The organism is Sphingomonas sp. GW821-FHT10C01 (assembly GCF_059415525.1).
Map to the genome: position 1 here is coordinate 969,026 of NZ_JBWKNK010000001.1, position 15,665 is coordinate 984,690.

15 protein-coding genes are annotated in these 15,665 nt (G+C 67.3%); 9 read left to right on the plus strand and 6 right to left on the minus strand.

Features of this window, described 5'->3' with window-relative positions; translation table 11 throughout:
* Positions 1 to 9 precede the first annotated feature (9 nt).
* Both rnr and AC07M1_RS04700 read left to right on the plus strand, forming a co-directional pair.
* Positions 10 to 2,310, plus strand: coding sequence for a ribonuclease R (gene rnr, locus AC07M1_RS04695; protein WP_495161404.1), 2,301 nt, complete (start codon positions 10 to 12; stop codon positions 2,308 to 2,310).
* A gap of 12 nt (positions 2,311 to 2,322) precedes the next feature.
* A complete protein-coding gene (locus AC07M1_RS04700; RefSeq protein ID WP_495161405.1) occupies positions 2,323 to 2,652 on the plus strand; it encodes a hypothetical protein in 330 nt (109 codons plus the stop codon).
* 10 nt (positions 2,653 to 2,662) lie between these two features.
* Here AC07M1_RS04700 and AC07M1_RS04705 read toward each other — a convergent pair whose 3' ends face one another.
* Together AC07M1_RS04705 and AC07M1_RS04710 are read right to left on the minus strand one after the other, a co-directional pair.
* Entirely contained in the window at positions 2,663 to 3,829 is a 1,167-nt protein-coding gene (locus AC07M1_RS04705; protein ID WP_495161406.1) for a saccharopine dehydrogenase family protein, read from the minus strand.
* A gap of 142 nt (positions 3,830 to 3,971) precedes the next feature.
* Positions 3,972 to 4,649, minus strand: coding sequence for an HPP family protein (locus tag AC07M1_RS04710; protein WP_495161407.1), 678 nt, complete (start codon positions 4,647 to 4,649; stop codon positions 3,972 to 3,974).
* A gap of 132 nt (positions 4,650 to 4,781) precedes the next feature.
* On the opposite strand from AC07M1_RS04710, the gene AC07M1_RS04715 reads away from it, so the two are divergent.
* From AC07M1_RS04715 to AC07M1_RS04725, 3 genes are all read left to right on the plus strand, one after another.
* Entirely contained in the window at positions 4,782 to 5,102 is a 321-nt protein-coding gene (locus AC07M1_RS04715) for a hypothetical protein (RefSeq protein ID WP_495161408.1), read from the plus strand.
* 136 nt (positions 5,103 to 5,238) lie between these two features.
* Entirely contained in the window at positions 5,239 to 6,816 is a 1,578-nt protein-coding gene (locus AC07M1_RS04720) for an ABC-F family ATP-binding cassette domain-containing protein (RefSeq protein WP_495161409.1), read from the plus strand.
* A 69-nt stretch (positions 6,817 to 6,885) separates the two neighbouring features.
* A complete protein-coding gene (locus AC07M1_RS04725) occupies positions 6,886 to 7,422 on the plus strand; it encodes a GNAT family N-acetyltransferase (RefSeq protein ID WP_495161410.1) in 537 nt (178 codons plus the stop codon).
* Here the strand turns inward: AC07M1_RS04725 and AC07M1_RS04730 are convergent.
* The gene (locus AC07M1_RS04730) at positions 7,419 to 8,963 is read right to left on the minus strand and encodes an N-acyl-D-amino-acid deacylase family protein (RefSeq protein WP_495161411.1); all 1,545 of its coding nucleotides are present in this window, start codon (positions 8,961 to 8,963) and stop codon (positions 7,419 to 7,421) included. The genes AC07M1_RS04725 and AC07M1_RS04730 overlap by 4 nt on opposite strands.
* Positions 8,964 to 9,115: 152 nt before the next feature.
* On the minus strand, positions 9,116 to 10,903 hold the full coding sequence (locus tag AC07M1_RS04735; protein WP_495161412.1) for an ABC transporter transmembrane domain-containing protein: 1,788 nt from the start codon (positions 10,901 to 10,903) through the stop codon (positions 9,116 to 9,118).
* 152 nt (positions 10,904 to 11,055) lie between these two features.
* On the opposite strand from AC07M1_RS04735, the gene AC07M1_RS04740 reads away from it, so the two are divergent.
* Both AC07M1_RS04740 and AC07M1_RS04745 read left to right on the plus strand, forming a co-directional pair.
* Positions 11,056 to 12,288 (plus strand): polyhydroxyalkanoate depolymerase, encoded by a 1,233-nt coding sequence (locus AC07M1_RS04740; protein WP_495161413.1) that lies wholly within the window; start codon positions 11,056 to 11,058, stop codon positions 12,286 to 12,288.
* Positions 12,289 to 12,298: 10 nt separating this feature from the next.
* Complete coding sequence (locus AC07M1_RS04745) at positions 12,299 to 12,703, plus strand: GFA family protein (protein ID WP_495161414.1); 405 nt, start codon at positions 12,299 to 12,301, stop codon at positions 12,701 to 12,703.
* Here AC07M1_RS04745 and AC07M1_RS04750 read toward each other — a convergent pair.
* A complete protein-coding gene (locus tag AC07M1_RS04750) occupies positions 12,694 to 13,101 on the minus strand; it encodes a YkvA family protein (protein WP_495161415.1) in 408 nt (135 codons plus the stop codon). The two genes, AC07M1_RS04745 and AC07M1_RS04750, sit on opposite strands and share 10 nt — an antisense overlap.
* A 137-nt stretch (positions 13,102 to 13,238) precedes the next feature.
* Here AC07M1_RS04750 and AC07M1_RS04755 point away from each other — a divergent pair, with 137 nt between their 5' ends.
* On the plus strand, positions 13,239 to 13,721 hold the full coding sequence (locus AC07M1_RS04755) for a hypothetical protein (RefSeq protein ID WP_495161416.1): 483 nt from the start codon (positions 13,239 to 13,241) through the stop codon (positions 13,719 to 13,721).
* 86 nt (positions 13,722 to 13,807) lie between these two features.
* On the plus strand, positions 13,808 to 14,134 hold the full coding sequence (locus AC07M1_RS04760; RefSeq protein ID WP_495161417.1) for a UrcA family protein: 327 nt from the start codon (positions 13,808 to 13,810) through the stop codon (positions 14,132 to 14,134).
* 335 nt (positions 14,135 to 14,469) lie between these two features.
* Here the strand turns inward: AC07M1_RS04760 and AC07M1_RS04765 are convergent, their stop codons facing one another.
* Positions 14,470 to 15,645: an acetyl-CoA C-acyltransferase gene (locus AC07M1_RS04765; RefSeq protein WP_495161418.1), complete on the minus strand. Its 1,176-nt coding sequence runs from the start codon at positions 15,643 to 15,645 to the stop codon at positions 14,470 to 14,472.
* Between the last annotated feature and the right edge of the window lie 20 nt (positions 15,646 to 15,665).

Below are 15,665 nucleotides of genomic sequence, written 5' to 3' on the forward strand. Positions count from 1 at the left end.
TCAGGGCCAATGGCAAAACAGAACAAAGCAAAGAAGCCCGCGCCCGGCATGCCGACGCGGCAACAGATTCTCGATTTCATCAGCTCTTCCGACCAGCCTGCGGGCAAGCGCGAGATCGCGCGCGCATTCGGCCTGGCGGGGCAAGAGAAGATCACGCTCAAGGCGCTGCTGCGCGACATGGCCGACGAAGGCCTGATCGACAGCGCCCCCGGCCGCGCCTTTCACAAAATGGGCGGCGTGCCGAAGGTGACCGTGCTGCGCATCACCGACTCCGATGGCGACACCGTCTGGGCAGTGCCCGAGCGCTGGGAGGCCGAGGGCGTCCCGGTGCCGCGGCTGCGCGTGCGCGAGCGCGGCAAGCACAGCGCGCTGGCCGTGGGCGACCGCATCCTAGCGCGCACCGAAGAGGCCGGAAACGGGCTGATCGCGCATCCGATGAAGAAGCTCGCTCGTGGCGAGGAAGCGGTGCTGGGCGTGGTCAAGGAAGAGGGCGGTCGGCTCTATTTGCACGGCCTGGAGAAGAAGGAGCGCAACAGCTTCGTCATCTCCGAACGCAACGGCGCCGAGCCGGGTGATCTGGTGATGGCGGAGAAGAGCGGGCGCGGCCCGCGCATCTTCGCCAAGGTGACCGAAGTGCTGGGCGATCCGTTCGCACCGCGCAGCTTCAGCCTGATCGCGATCCACAAGCACAGCATCCCGAACGTGTTTTCGGAAGAGCTGCTGCAAGAGGCCGAGCGCGTCGCGAAGCAGGATCTGGGCAAGGGTCGTGAGGATTTGCGGCACATCCCGATCGTGGCGATCGACCCGTCCGACGCCCGCGACCATGACGATGCGGTATGGGCCGCGCCCGACGACGATCCCAAGAATGAGGGCGGGTGGAAGGCGATCGTCGCGATCGCGGACGTCAGCTTCTATGTCCGGCCCGGGTCGCTTCTCGACCGCGAGGCGCGCAAGCGGGGCAATTCGGTATACTTCCCGGATCGCGCCGTGCCGATGTTGCCCGAGGTGCTCTCAGCGGACGTGTGTTCGCTGAAGCAGAATGTCGATCGCGCGGCGATGGCGTGCCATTTGCAGATCTCGGCCCGGGGCGAGATCAAGGGCTGGCGCTTCACGCGCGCCGTGGTGCGGCTTGCGGCGAACATTGCGTACGAGGATGCGCAGGCGGCGATCGATGCGGCGGGCGAGCAGGTCGATGTGACGTCCTCGCCGTGCGCGATGCCCGCGGAAGAACTGGCTGGGGTCGATCCCAAGCTGGTCGATTCGACGTTGCGGCCACTCTGGGCGTGCTGGCGCGCGCTCAACAAGGCGCGCGAGAAGCGCGAGCCACTCGACCTCGACCTGCCCGAGCGGCGGATCATGCTCGACGAGAAGGGACGCATCCTGTCGGTCGCGCCGCGCGAGCGGCTCGACGCGCACAAGCTGATCGAGGATTACATGATCGCGGCCAACGTGGCGGCGGCCAAGGCGCTGGAAGCGCGCAAGGCGCCGGTGATGTACCGCGTCCACGAGCCGCCGAGCCGCGAGAAGCTGGCCGCGCTCAAAGAGTATTTGAAGACGCTGGAGGTGGAGTTCACGCTGGGTCAGGTGATCCGGCCGGGCACCTTCAACCATGTCATCGCGCGGGTGGCCGATGCCGAGTTCCGCGAAGAGGTGATGATCCAGGTGCTGCGGACGCAGACCCAGGCCTATTACGGGCCGCAGAATGCCGGGCATTTCGGGCTGGCGCTGGGCAGCTACGCGCATTTCACCTCGCCGATACGGCGCTATGCCGATCTGGTCGTGCATCGCGCGCTGGTGGAATCGAACAAGCTGGGACCGGGCGGCGAGCTGCCTACCGATGCCGAGATGGCGAAGACCGGCGAGGTCATCAGCCAGCTCGAGCGGCGGGCGATGGAGGCTGAGCGCGAGACGGTCGACCGCTATGTCGCCGCCTATCTGTCGGCGCATGTCGGCGAGGTGATGGAAGCGCGGATTACCGGGGTGCAGAATTTCGGTTTCTTCGCGACGGTCGATGGCGTCGGCGGCGACGGGCTGGTGCCGGCACGCGATCTGGGCCGCGAATATTTCCGCTATGACGAGGCGGCGCAGAAGCTGGTGGGCGAAGAGACCGGCGAGGAGTTCGCGCTGGGCCAGCGGCTGCCGCTGCGGCTGGTCGAGGCCAACCCGGTGTCGGGGGCGCTGCGCTTCGAGCTGCCCGACGGCAAGGGTAGTGGATCCGGGCCGGAGCGGCGGCGCGGCGGGCCGCCCAAGCGGGTGATCAAGCATCGCGGGCGGCCGGCGAACATCAAGCATCAGGGCAAGAAGCGGTAGACGGGGTGGGGTATGGCGGTTGAGTCGGTTGCGATCACCAAGGCGGGGCGGGCGCGGCGCAAGCTGGTCGACCATTTTTGCGCCCAGCATGCCATCACGCCGTACGACACCATTCTCTACAAGCCGCCTGCTGAGCTCAAGGCGGCGTTCGACGGGCTGCTCGCCGAGCGGCTGATCCGCAAGGAGGGGCATGCCTATTACTGGCTGGACCTGCGCGCCTATGAGCTGGCGGTCGAACGGCGGCGGCGCAAGCTGGTGCCGGTGGTGATCGCCGTCTCGGTTCTGCTCGCGGTGGTGGCGATGCTGTTCTACCAGAATGGATCCCCGTCGCTGCCGGGGTGACGGGTCTCCCTCAGGCGACCCGGAAGGTCAGCCCGGCATTGGCCTCGAGCCGGGCCTTGAGCGGTTCCGGCATCAGCGCGCCGGGGGTCCAGACGCCGCCCCCGCCATCGACGTCGCGCAGCAGGCAGAGCGCCGCTTCGGCGATCATCTTGCTGGTCGAACCATAGCCCGGGTCGCGGTCGCCGGTAACGGTGGCGGTGAGGCGCTCGCCCGTGGGCATTTCGGCGATGAAGTCGATCTCGTAGAAGCCGTTGTCGCGCTGTTCCTTCGACGGGCCTTCGCCGGGAGCCGGCCCCTTGTCCGAGTTCATCGGGTTCATCTTGGCGATCGCCTCGGCCGCGGCCTTGCCGAGTTCACCGAGGCCCGGGGCGACCATCATCTCGTCATAGCGGAAATCGCGGCCATAGGGATGGTGGGCGAGGAAGTTGGTGCGGTGGATGTTCTTGGTGTTGATCACCGCCATCATGAACGGCGCGACCCAGCCGCCGACCGCCTCGTCATATTCGGGCATGATGCCCTTGGGCTGGCTCGGCCCCTCAAACCCGGGGGTGAGCGCGAAGGGATCGAGCAGAACCTTGAACACCGCCGGGTCCTTCGCGGCGGCGGCGGCGGTCGCCTTGCCGCTGGCGAAGGTGCCGCCCGAGGGGCCGCCCTGGATTTTGCGCACACGGCCCTTCACGCGCGGGGCGGGCTGGCCGAACTTGGCCTTGGCCGCCTGTTGCACGGTCCAGACACCGAGGTCGAAGGGGATCGAGTCGAAGCCGCATGACAGGACGATGCGCGCGCCGCTTGCCTTCGCCGCGGCGTCGTGCCGCGCGATGATGTCGTGCATCCAGTTGGGCTCACCGCACAGGTCGACATAGCCGGTGCCGGTCTCGACACAGGCGGCGACGAGATCGTTGCCGTAGAGCTGATAGGGGCCGACGGTGGAGATCACGACCTTCGCCCGCTCGACCATCGCCTTGAGCGCGGAGGGATCGTCGGCATTGGCGGCGATGAGCGGGGTCGAGGCCGGCGCGCCGATCTCATCGCGGATCTGTTCCAGCTTGGTGAGCGATCGGCCCGCCATCGCCCAGTTGACGCTGCCGTCGCCATAGCGCTGCGCGAGATATTCGGCGACGAGACGGCCGGTGAAGCCGGTGGCGCCATAGACGATCAGATCGAGCTCGCGTGCCATTCTACTCTCCCATTGCCGCCATACCGTGGCTTCCAAAGGTCCCAAAGGTCACGCCCCTACGCGCGCGAGACTGTTTGGGGACCATGCCGGAAACCCGGTTTTCGTCAGCGGAGCAGACGACTTCCAACATTGCAAGGGCGGTTCAACGCCGCTTGCGGCGGGCGATGGCGTGGGCTTCGGCCCTTGAGAGCAGCACGTCGAGATCCTCGCGGCTAATGTCGAAGCTGTCGGGCAGTTCGGCGAGCGCCTTGTCGATATCGTCGAGATGCAGGCCGGCCGCTTGGGTGCTGGTATCGACCGGTACCGGGACGTGCGGATAGCTGTGGCCGGAAATGCGGTGGAAGAGCATCGCGAGCGCGACCAGCGCGATCGAGTTGATCGCGACCGGGGCGAAGGCGAAGGCATAGCCGGCGGCGTGGATGCCCTGGCTGCCGATCACGGCGGTGAGCGCGGCGGCGCCCCCCGGCGGGTGGAGGCAGCGAAAGGCGGACATGGCGAGGATCGCGAGTCCGACCGACAGGCCGGCCGCCAGCATCGGATCGGGAACGTGCTGGAACACCGCGACCCCGACGAGCGCCGAAAGGGTGTTGCCGCCGATCACCGGCCAGGGCTGGGCCAGTGGGCTGGCGGGGACGGCGAAGATCAGGACCGCCGACGCGCCCATCGGCGCGACGATCAGCGGCAAATCCGACGCCGCGAGGGGAAACTGCGCACAGATCAGCACGGTGAGCGCAAGGCAGATCGCCGCGCCGATACAGGCGATAATGCGGTCACGCGGCCGTGCGCCGGCAAGGATCGGGCGAAAGAAGCGGAACGGCATGGCGAAATGCTTTTGCTACGGAGGAGGATTGTCGGGGAGCAGGGGATTCTTTGTGCGGGTGAAGCTGGCGAATAGTCTTACCCGTTGATCGCGCTCTTGAAACGGTTCGATTGGTCCCCGACTATTGGCGGCATGGATATCGGGAGCAAGAGCGTGACGTTGGGCGGATCGTCGGATCTGGCGCAGTTTCGCGTCCAGCGGCATTTCGCCGATCATCGCGCGATCGCGCCGGGTGACGCGATCGAGTATGTCCCGTCGGGACCGGTCGAGCGCCGGGCCTTTGACCGCCTGCTCGCCTCGGGCGTGATCCGCCAGGCCGCGCCTGCCTATTACTGGTTCGATCTGGACCGCATGGGCCAGGATCGCCGGCGCAAACGGAACCCGAAGAAGATCGTCGCGATCGTGCTGGGGATCATCCTGGCCTGCCTGACCTACGCCCTCTATCGCGGCTAGCGCATCGCAGCGGCGGCCACAGCCGCCTTGCGGGAGTCGGAGCTAGCCCTTAAATCCAGCCCATCAAATGCAGGAGTGCGTGGCGTGAACGACCGGATGAACAAGACGACCCGTTTTGCAGCATCCGAGAGGTTCCATGTCCGCACTTCTGACCTTCGATTCCGTTTCCGCACGCACCCCTGACCACAGGTTTCTGTTCGAGGGGCTGACCCTCGCGCTCGGCCATGAACGGGTCGGGCTGGTCGGGCGTAACGGCTCCGGAAAATCCACATTGCTGCGCATCGCCGCGGGCGAGGCACCAGCCGCGTCGGGCAGCGTGCACCGGAGCGGCACCGTCGCGATGCTGGCGCAGGACTGGCCGCCTGACCTGACGCTGGCGCAGGCGCTGGGCATCGACGCGGAGCTGGCCCGGTTGGCGCGGGTGCTGGCGGGGCAGAGCGACGCCGAGGATCTGGAACTCGCGGATTGGACGCTGGACAGCCGGGTCGAAGCGGCGTTCGCCGAGGCGGGGCTTGTGGAGATGCCGCTGGACCGACGGGTCGGATCGCTTTCGGGCGGGGAGCGGATGCGCGTCGGGATCGCGCGCCTCCTGATCGAGAAGCCGGATCTGTTGCTGCTCGACGAGCCAACCAACAATCTCGACACGGCCGGGCGTGCGGCGATCCACGCGCTGATCCGCGGCTGGCGCGGCGGCGTGCTGATCGCGAGCCATGACCGCGACCTGCTGGAGACGATGGAGCGGATCGTCGAACTGACTCCGGTGGGCGTGCATATCGTCGGCGGGGGCTGGTCGGCTTTTGCCGAGCAGCGCGAGGGCGAACGGGACCGGGCCGCTGCCGAGCTTGAGCGGTCGCAGGCCGCGCTGCGCGGCGCCGAACGCAACCTCCAGCAACAGCGTGAGGGCAAGGCACGGCGCGACAAGGCCGGGCGCGCCTATGCCGCAAGCGGATCGGCGCCGAAGATCCTGCTGGGCAGGCAGGCCGAGCGCGCGGAGAATAGTGGCGCGCGCGCGAACCTGCTGGGCGAGCGGCTGGTCGGCGAGGCCGCCGACAAGGCCGATGCGGCGCGGGCGCGGGTCGAAGTGCTGACGCCGCTGGCGATATCGATTCCGCCCAGCGGTTTGCCGAGCGGCGCGCAATTGCTGGCGCTGGAGGCGGTGCGGGTCGAGCGCGACGGCCGCACGCTCGGACCGTGGTCGTTCAGCCTGCGCGGCCCGGAACGAGTCGCGGTGACCGGCCCGAATGGCGCGGGCAAGACGACGCTGCTGAACATCGCGGCGGGCATCGTCGAGCCGGACGGCGGCGACGTTCGCCGGATCGATGGGCGGGTCGTGATGCTCGACCAGCATGTCGCGATGCTTGATCCGGATGCCAGCATCCTCGCCAATTTCCGGCGGCTCAATCCGGGGCTTGCCGAACAGGAGGCCTATGCCGCCTGCGCGCGCTTCGCGTTCCGCAACCGCGACGCGCTGAAGCTGGTGGGCACATTGTCGGGCGGGGAGCGGCTTCGCGTGGGACTGGCCTGCGCGCTCGCCGGGGAGACGCCGCCCTGGCTGCTGATCCTGGATGAGCCGACCAATCACCTCGACATCGATTCGATCGCGCTGCTGGAGGCCGCGTTGCGGGCCTATGACGGCGCGTTGATCGTGGTCAGCCATGACGAGGCGTTTCTGGACGCGATCGGGATCGAGCGGAGGTTTAGCCTGGAGGGCTGACACCACGGTGACGATCTCCACTATTGATATAAAGATATCTTTATGTCTTTATATTTATCTCGATTGCCGATGGAGATCGATGTGACGACAGGGGTGGAATTCCACGTGCCGGATGCGGCGATGCTGCAGCGGCTGCTGCCGGTGGCGCGGCGGATCTTCACGGCGACCTTCGCGAAACACTATGAGGCCGAGGCGTTCGAGCGCTTCTGCGACGCGGTCTATCGGCCGGGCGGGACCATGGCCCGGGATTTTGGCGCGCCGGACGTGCGCTGGCAGGTGGCGGCCGCGAGCGGCGAGCCGATTGGCTATGCCAAGCTGACGCCGCTGCGCGCGCCGGCCGAGGATGCCGCGCCGGATGCGCTGGAGCTGCAGCAAATCTATGTGCTGGCGGACTGGCACGGGACCGGCGTCGCCGAGCGGCTGATGCAATGGGGGCTGGACGAAGCCCGCGCGTTGGGGGCGAGCGAACTCTACCTCACCGTGTTCGACCATAATGAGCGCGCCAAGCGCTTCTATTCGCGTCACGGGTTCGAGGCGATCGGCAACTGCACCTTCCAGCTGGGCGACCGAATCGACGATGACCGGATCTGGCGGCGGCGGCTCTAGCTTCGGGTTGCGCGCAGCAGGCGGCCGGAGCGGGCGATGCGTTCGCCCTTCTCGAAGGCGGGCTGGCCGTTGACCATCACCATGTCGAACCCCTGCGCGAGGGCGAAGGGATCGAGATAGGTCGAGCGGGCATGGACCTTGGCCGGATCGAACAGGATCAGGTCGGCCTTGGCGCCGGGACGGATCGTGCCGCGATCGGCCAGGCGCAGGATGCGGGCGGGGAAGCTTGTGGCCTTGCGCACGGCTTCCTCGACGGCGACGCGCTTGCCCTTCACGACATAGTCTTCGATCAGTTTGGCATAGGTGCCGGTAGCGCGCGGATGGCGCATCCCCGGACCGCCATCGGTAGAGATCGCCACCATCGGATCGAGCAGCAGCACGTCCTGCAGCGCCTGATCCATCGTGAAATGCGCGCCGGAGCCGCCATTGGGACCGAGCTGAATGAGAAAATCGGGGAAGGCGAGGCCGGCTTCCCGTGAGGCCTGCGCCACCGTCTTGCCGGCATATTTGCCGGTGCCGAGCAGCAGCATGTCTGGCCCGCCGCGGCGGATCATGCGCTTTTCGAGATAGTCGCGCAGCTCCGCACGGCGGGTGGCGAGGACATTGGCGTAGTCGGTCGGCGGGAGCGCCCATTGCGGGAACAGGATCGCGATGCCGGTGAAGCCCGCGTTATAGGGGTAGGCGTCCGCGGTAAGGTCGATCCCGGCACGGCGCTTGGCGGCGAGATAGTCGAGCAGCTGGCGGGCGCGGGCTTCGCCTTTGCCGAACACGATTTTGAGGTGCGAGATGTGGGGGCGGGCGGGGCCGGCCGAGGCGATCAGCTCGTCGATCGATGCCTCGATCTCGTCGTCATTCTCCGATCGCATATGGCTCATCACGACGCCGTCATGGCGTGCGACGACCCGGCCGAGCGCGGTCAGCTCGGGGGTCTCCGAATAGATGCCGGGGACATATTCGAGGCCATAGGTGAGGCCGAAGGCGCCCGCGCGCAGTTCGGCGTCGAGCTGGGCTTCGAGGCGGGCGAGCGCGGCTGCATCGGGGCGGCGGACGGAGTCGGGGATGTTCGTGACGCGGCGCAGCGTGCCGTGGCTGGCGAGGGCGACGACATTGAGGTCGAGCGGTGCGTGGTCGGCGGCGCGCATCCAGCCGCGCAGATCGAGATTGCCCTTGATCCGCGGACCGCCGCCATCGACGCCGAGCGTGATGGTGGTGACGCCCATGGCGAGGAAGCCGTCGAAGGAGTCGGTCAGCGGATCGCCATGGGTATGGGTATCGATGAAGCCGGGAGCGAGGATGCGGCCCTCGCCCGCGACGATGCGGGCGGCGGTGACGCGGGTGCGGGCGGCGGGCGCGGAGATGCCGGCGATGCGATCGCCGGTGACGAGGACGTCGGCGAGGCGCGGCGGGGCGCCGGTGCCGTCGACGAGTGTGACTTCGCGGAACAGTGTTGCGGAGGCGGTCGCGGCGGACGCGGTGCGGAGGGTGAGGCCGCTGGCGAGCGCGCCGCCGATGAGCTGCCGGCGCGACAGATGCTGGTTCATGGATATCCCCCTCGCAAGACCGAGCGGAGACTATGCGGGAGGAAGGCTCTCCGGCAACGCGCGAGCGGTTTTGAGGGTATAGCCTGGGGTTGGGGTGCCTTGATTCCTACGCGCCACCCCGGCCTTGTGCCCCGGGTGGCGGTATGGGGAGGCTACGGCGCGTCGTTGAACTGGAGCGAGGCGAGCTTGGCGTAGAGGCCGCCCTGCGCGACCAGCTCGGCATGGGTGCCGGTTTCGACGATGCGGCCGTCGTCCATCACGATGATGCGCTTGGCCGCGCGGACGGTGGCGAGGCGGTGGGCGATGACGAGGGTGGTGCGGCCCTGCATCAGGTGTTCGAGCGCATCTTGGACGAGGCGCTCGCTTTCGGCATCGAGCGCGCTGGTCGCTTCGTCGAGCAGCAGGATCGGGGCGTCGCGCAGCAGCGCGCGGGCGATGGCGAGGCGCTGGCGCTGGCCGCCTGACAGCCGCGCGCCATCTTCGCCGAGGAAGGTTTCGAGGCCCTGGGGTAGCTCGCGCAGGAATTCGGCGGCGTTGGCGGCCTCGGCCGCCTGCCAGATCTGCTCCTCCGTGGCGTCCCAGCGGCCGTAGCGCAGATTGTCGCGCGCGGAGGCGGCGAAGATCACCGTCTCCTGCGGCACCATCGCCATGCGCGCGCGAACCGCGCCCGGATCGGCGGAGCGGACGGGGATGCCATCGACGCGGACTTCGCCGCCTTCGGGATCGTAGAAACGCTGGACGAGCTGGAAGAGGGTGGACTTGCCGGCGCCCGAGGGGCCGACGACCGCGACGGTTTCGCCCGGTGCAACCGAGAGGGTGAACTGGTGGAGCGCCGAGACCTCGGGACGGGTCGGATAGCGGAAGGTGACGTTCTCGAACTCGATCGCGCCCAGCGGCGGGACCGGCAGCGGGGTCGGGTTCGCGGGCGCGGCGATGTCCGGTTCCTGCGCGAGCAGCTCGGCGAGACGGCCGGCGGCGCCCGAGGCGCGGAGCAGGTCGCCATAGACTTCGGTCAGCGCGCCGAACGCGCCGGTGACGAGGCCCGCGGTGATGACGAAGGCGGTGATCGAACCGCCCGAGATGCGCCCCTCGGCCACGCCATAGACCGCGTCCCACATGATGAGGGTGATCGCGGTGAACAGGGCGAAGATGACCAGCGCGGTCATCACCGCGCGGGTGGCGAAGCGCTTGCGCGCGGTGGCGAAGCCGGCATCGACCGCGGCCTGGAAGCGCTCGCCTTCGCGGCGCTCCTGCCCGAAGGCCTGGACGATACGCATCGCGCCGAGCGTTTCCGAGGCGATCGCGCCGATATCCGCGACGCGATCCTGGCTGGTGCGCGAGAAGCGGCGCACCTTGCCGCCGAGCCACATGATCGGGAGGACGATCACCGGAATGCCGATGATCAGATAGGCGGCGATCTTGGGCGCCAGCACGAAGAGATAGGCGGTGCCGCCGATCGCGATCAGCAGGTTGCGCAACGCGACCGAGACGGTGGTGCCGACGATCTGCTCGACCACTGCGGTATCGGCGGTGAGGCGGCTGGCGATCTCCGACGGGCGGTTCTCCTCGAACCATTTGGGCGGAAGCCGCAGCAGGTTGCGGTGAACCGCCGCGCGCATGTCGGCGACGGTGCGCTCGCCCAGCCAGGAGACGAAGTAGAAGCGCATCGCGGTCGCGAAGGCGAGCACGACGACGACCAGCAGCAGCCCCTGGAAATAGGCGCCGATCTGCGACGGGTCGGCGTTGGGGCCGAACCCCTTGTCGACCACTTCCTTGAACGTGCGCGGGATCCACAAGGTGGCGCCCGCCGCAAGGACCAGCGCGACGATCGCGAGGCCGAGCTGGAGCGGGTAGCGGGTCGCATAGTGCCAGACGATCCGCAGGCTGGTCAGCTTGCGGGGTGCCGGGGGAGTCGCGGGCTTCTGGTCAGGCTCGGCCATGGGTGGCGACTAGCGCCAAGCCGCGGCGATGGGAACCGAATAGAGTGATCGAAAGTTCGGTATGTTATGCACATTGCACCGCAGCACCCGGCCGCTATAACCCCCTGCCACCGTTGTCAGACGGAATGCGTGGGGCGTGGACAGTAACACCGATGTTGTATGATGCTTACGAAATGCAGCGCTCCATGCTGGCGGGCGCGAGCGCGCTGGCCAATTTTAGCGCCGGTTTGCTGAACAATCCCGCAAATCCCTTTGCTTATTTCGGGGGTGGACCGATCCTCGCCTCGGCGCTGGAAGTGTTCGCGCACGCCGCCGCTCCGCGCGGCAAACCCGATTTCGGGCTGGATTTCACCACGATCGATGGCAAGCGAATCGCCGTCCATGAAGAGATCGTGCTGCGCAAGCCGTTCGGCCAGCTCAAGCGTTTCGTGCGGGAAGGCGTCGAGGGCGGCCCCAAGCTGCTGATCGTCGCGCCGATGAGCGGCCACTTCGCGACGCTGCTGCGCGGCACGGTCGAGCGGATGCTCCCGACCGCCGATGTCTATATCACCGATTGGCGCGATGCGCGGCAGGTGCCGCTCGCCGACGGGCGCTTCGACCTCGACGACTATGTCGATTACGTGATCGAGTTCATGGAGACGATCGGCGCGCAAGGCGACCAGCGCCCGCATGTCCTTGCGGTCTGCCAGCCTTCGGTCCCGGTCTATGCCGCGGTCGCGCTGATGAACGCTGACAAGCACCCCAACCGCCCGCGCACGCTGACGATGATGGGCGGGCCGATCGACACGCGTGAGGCGCCGACCGCGGTCAACACGCTGGCGACCGAGCGCCCGCATGCATGGTTCGCGCAGAACGTTATCGCGACCGTGCCGACGACCTATCCGGGCGCCGGGCGTCGGGTCTATCCGGGCTTCCTTCAGCTTGCCGGCTTCATGACGATGAACCTGGGCAGCCACATGATTTCGCACTGGGAGATGTTCAAACATCTGGTGAAGGGCGACGGCGAGAGCGCGGATTCGACGATGCGCTTCTATGACGAATATCGCGCCGTCTGCGACATGACCGCCGAATTCTACCTTCAGACCATCGACGTGGTGTTCCAGGCGCATTCGCTGCCCAAGGGCGAGATGATGCATCGCGGCCGCCGCGTCGATCCGGGTGCGATCACCGACACCGCATTGCTCGCGGTCGAGGGCGAGCGCGACGATATTTCGGGCCTGGGCCAGACCAAGGCGGCGCTGACCATCGCCACCGGCCTGCCCGAGAAGATGAAGAAATATCACATGGCGCCGGCCGTGGGCCATTACGGCATCTTCAACGGCAGCAAGTGGCGGACGAAGATCGCACCGGTGCTGGAAGAATGGATCGCCAAGCACGGCGAATGAGGGGGCGGGGATGAGCGAGACCGCGCATCCCGGTTCCTGCCATTGCGGGGCGGTCCGTTTCAGCCTGCTGAGCGATCCGCTCGAGCTGACCACCTGCGACTGCTCGCTGTGCATCAAGCGTAACGCGGTGATGACGAAGGTGTCCGAGGCCGATCTGCGGATCGACGCGGGTGTCGAGCATCTGACGCTGTACGAATGGAATACCCGCCGCGCGAAACACTATTTCTGCGGCCGGTGCGGCATCTATGTCTTCCACCGCAAGCGTGCGGCGCCCGACCATTTCGGCGTGAACATCTTCTGCCTCGATGGTTTCGACCCGTCGCTGTTGCCCGTCCGGGCGACCGAGGGCGAGACCATGACGCTCGAATGTGCCGATCCCCGCCCGCAATGGCCGGGGCCGCGGGTTCAGTCGTAGCCGAGCATCACGAATTCATAGGCGATCAGGGCGATCAACGCCCAGATCGCGATGACGATGATCACGCCCCATTTGCTGACTGGGCGCGCGGCGGCGGCTTCGGCGGTGGCGCGATGCTCGGCCATCAACGCGGGCGGCACGAGCCGCGAGAACAGCCACACGCCCGCCGGAATCAGCACCGCGTCGTCGAGCAGGCCGAGCACGGGAATGAAGTCCGGGATCAGGTCGATCGGCGAGAGCGCATAGGCGGCGACCAGCAGTCCCACCAGCTTGGCGAAGAGCGGCGTGCGCGGATCGCGCGCGGCGAGCCAGACGGTGTGCGATTCGACGCGGATGCGGTGGACGAGCGATTGACCCATGGCCCGTGCTTCGTCGCCGATGCCACGCGGGTCAAGCACGGCGTCGGCAAGGATGCGTGGAACTGACGCTGCCGATCCAGTGGCCGATCAGGGAATCGTGCGCAAATGCATTTCGATCCATTGATCTGGGTGATGATATAATGTATCATCGAGTCGAGTCACCTAGGAGAAAGCATATGAACGCGTTTGTGACAAGTCTTCTGCTGGCGGGCGCCGCGATGGCGACTCCGGTTTCGGCGCAGACCGCGGCGCCCTCGCCGCTGCTGGGCAGCTGGTCGCTCGACGTCACGCGGTTGGAGATACCCGCTGATCGCAAGCCCAAGGGCGTCACGGTCACGTACAAGGATGCGGGCGGCGGCAAATGGGATGCCCATGTCGAGATCGTGGGCCTGGACGGGTCGAAGCGCAGTTCGACCGGCACGTACATTTTCGACGGCACGCCAATCCCGGTGACCGGTGAAATCTATGCCGACATCGCGGTGGTGAAGCGCCCCGAGCCCAATGTGATGGTGCTTCAGCTCGCCAAGGGGACCGAGCCGGTCTCGACGCGGGTCTACAGCGTCTCGGCCGATGGCGGGACGATGACCGAGACCACCGCCTATTTCACCAAGGAAGGCAAGCCGGTGCTGCGGACGGGCTATTTCAAGCGCGTCAACTAACCGCCAACCCGCCGACATCGCCGTGAACCCGCGCGTTTCGCGCCACGGGAGATGCATGTCGGTCGACTTCTGACCGGGAGAATGAAATGCGCGCAACCATGTTGCCCGCGCTGCTGCTGGCGTGCGCCAGCCTTGTGGCCGCGGCGGAGGCGATGCAGGCACGGGTGGTGTTCGTCGACCTTGAGCTCGACAGTCGCGAGGGGCGGGCGGTGCTGCGCCAACGAGTGACCGAGGCGGCGCAGCGTTACTGCGCGCTCCATGGCGCGGAGATGACGCCCTATGCCTCGCGCGCCGACCCCCTCTACTGCTCCGACATGACGCGGTCGTGGATCGTCGGCGAGATGCGGCCGCAGGTGCGGCGCGCCTATTTCCTCGCGCGGCGCGAGGCGGGCGTGAAGGGGCGGGCGCCCTAGCTGTTCGGGATCCTCCCCGGAGGAGAGAGGGGGCCACCGCGACTCGGTGGTGGAGGGGGTGCCGCCCCTGATCCGACCGGCGTGGTGGTGAGAAGTCCCCACTCCACGGCCATGCCGGTTCCCCTCGTTTTCCGGAATCACCACGGACGGCGTGTTTCTAGACTTCAATGAAAAGAGCCGGCGGATCGCTCCGCCGGCTCTTTCAGGAAGACCCCGTCATCCCCGCGAAGGCGGGGATCCATTGAGGCTGACGTCGCGGCTCGATCCGATCGGTGAACCGGAATGGCTTACCGCCTGCGCGGGAATGACGAATTCGAGGATCGGAGTCCCCCGGTTCAGAGGACTTCGAACAGCCCCGCCGCGCCCATGCCGCCGCCGACGCACATCGTCACGACGACGTATTTGGCACCACGGCGCTTGCCCTCGATCAGCGCATGGCCGGTGCAGCGCGCGCCGGTCATGCCATAGGGGTGGCCGATCGAGATCGAACCGCCATTGACGTTGAGCAGTTCGTTGGGGATGCCGAGCTTGTCGCGGCAGTACAGGACCTGCACCGCGAACGCTTCATTGAGCTCCCACAGGCCGATATCGTCCATCTTGAGGTTGAAGCGCTCGAGCAAAGCCGGGATCGCGAAGACCGGGCCGATGCCCATCTCGTCGGGCTTGGTGCCCGCGACCGCCATGCCGACATAGCGGCCGAGCGGGGTGAGGCCGCGCTTCTCGGCGACCTTCTCTTCCATCAGCACCGACGAGGACGAGCCGTCGGAGAGCTGGCTGGCATTGCCGGCGGTGATGACGCCGTTGGGAACGACTGGCTGGAGCGCGCGCAGGCCCTCGATCGTGGTGTCGGCGCGGTTGCCTTCGTCCTTGGTGAGGGTCACTTCCTTCTGGGTGACCTCCTTGGTCTCCTTGTTCACCACGTTCATCGTCGCGGTGACCGCGATGATCTCGTCGTCGAACTTGCCCGCGGCCTGGGCGGCGGCGGTGCGCTGCTGCGACTGGAGGCCGTATTCGTCCTGGACCTCGCGGCTGATATTGTAGCGCGCGGCGACCACCTCGGCAGTCTGGAGCATCGGCATGTACACGTCATTGTGCATCGCCAGCAGCTCGGGATCGGCGGCGATGCGCATCTGCGGGGTCTGGACCAGGCTGACGCTCTCGACGCCGCCGCCGATGGTGATGTCCATATTGTCGACGATGATCTGCTTGGCGGCGGTGGCGATCGCCATCAGGCCGCTGGCGCACTGGCGGTCGACCGACATGCCGGACACGCTGACCGGCAGGCCCGCACGGAGCAGCGCCTGGCGGGCGATGTTGCCGGCCTGATGTCCCTGCTGGAGCGCGGCACCGAACACGACGTCCTGCACTTCGCCACCCTCGATCCCGGCGCGCTGGACGGCGGCCTCGATCGACTTGGCGGCGAGCGTCTGGGCCGGCAGCGCGTTGAACGCGCCGCGATAGGCGCGGCCGATCGGGGTGCGGGCGGTGGAGACGATGACGGCGGAACGCATGGGGTGGCTATCCTTTTGTT

Bases quoted from the DNA above. Each gene is read 5' to 3' on its own strand.
- rnr (WP_495161404.1), top strand. From the start codon at position 10: ATGGCAAAACAGAACAAAGCAAAGAAGCCCGCGCCCGGCATGCCGACG.
- AC07M1_RS04700 (WP_495161405.1), top strand. From the start codon at position 2,323: ATGGCGGTTGAGTCGGTTGCGATCACCAAGGCGGGGCGGGCGCGGCGC.
- AC07M1_RS04705 (WP_495161406.1), bottom strand. From the start codon at position 3,829: ATGGCACGCGAGCTCGATCTGATCGTCTATGGCGCCACCGGCTTCACC.
- AC07M1_RS04710 (WP_495161407.1), bottom strand. From the start codon at position 4,649: ATGCCGTTCCGCTTCTTTCGCCCGATCCTTGCCGGCGCACGGCCGCGT.
- AC07M1_RS04715 (WP_495161408.1), top strand. From the start codon at position 4,782: ATGGATATCGGGAGCAAGAGCGTGACGTTGGGCGGATCGTCGGATCTG.
- AC07M1_RS04720 (WP_495161409.1), top strand. From the start codon at position 5,239: ATGTCCGCACTTCTGACCTTCGATTCCGTTTCCGCACGCACCCCTGAC.
- AC07M1_RS04725 (WP_495161410.1), top strand. From the start codon at position 6,886: ATGGAGATCGATGTGACGACAGGGGTGGAATTCCACGTGCCGGATGCG.
- AC07M1_RS04730 (WP_495161411.1), bottom strand. From the start codon at position 8,963: ATGAACCAGCATCTGTCGCGCCGGCAGCTCATCGGCGGCGCGCTCGCC.
- AC07M1_RS04735 (WP_495161412.1), bottom strand. From the start codon at position 10,903: ATGGCCGAGCCTGACCAGAAGCCCGCGACTCCCCCGGCACCCCGCAAG.
- AC07M1_RS04740 (WP_495161413.1), top strand. From the start codon at position 11,056: ATGTTGTATGATGCTTACGAAATGCAGCGCTCCATGCTGGCGGGCGCG.
- AC07M1_RS04745 (WP_495161414.1), top strand. From the start codon at position 12,299: ATGAGCGAGACCGCGCATCCCGGTTCCTGCCATTGCGGGGCGGTCCGT.
- AC07M1_RS04755 (WP_495161416.1), top strand. From the start codon at position 13,239: ATGAACGCGTTTGTGACAAGTCTTCTGCTGGCGGGCGCCGCGATGGCG.
- AC07M1_RS04760 (WP_495161417.1), top strand. From the start codon at position 13,808: ATGCGCGCAACCATGTTGCCCGCGCTGCTGCTGGCGTGCGCCAGCCTT.
- AC07M1_RS04765 (WP_495161418.1), bottom strand. From the start codon at position 15,645: ATGCGTTCCGCCGTCATCGTCTCCACCGCCCGCACCCCGATCGGCCGC.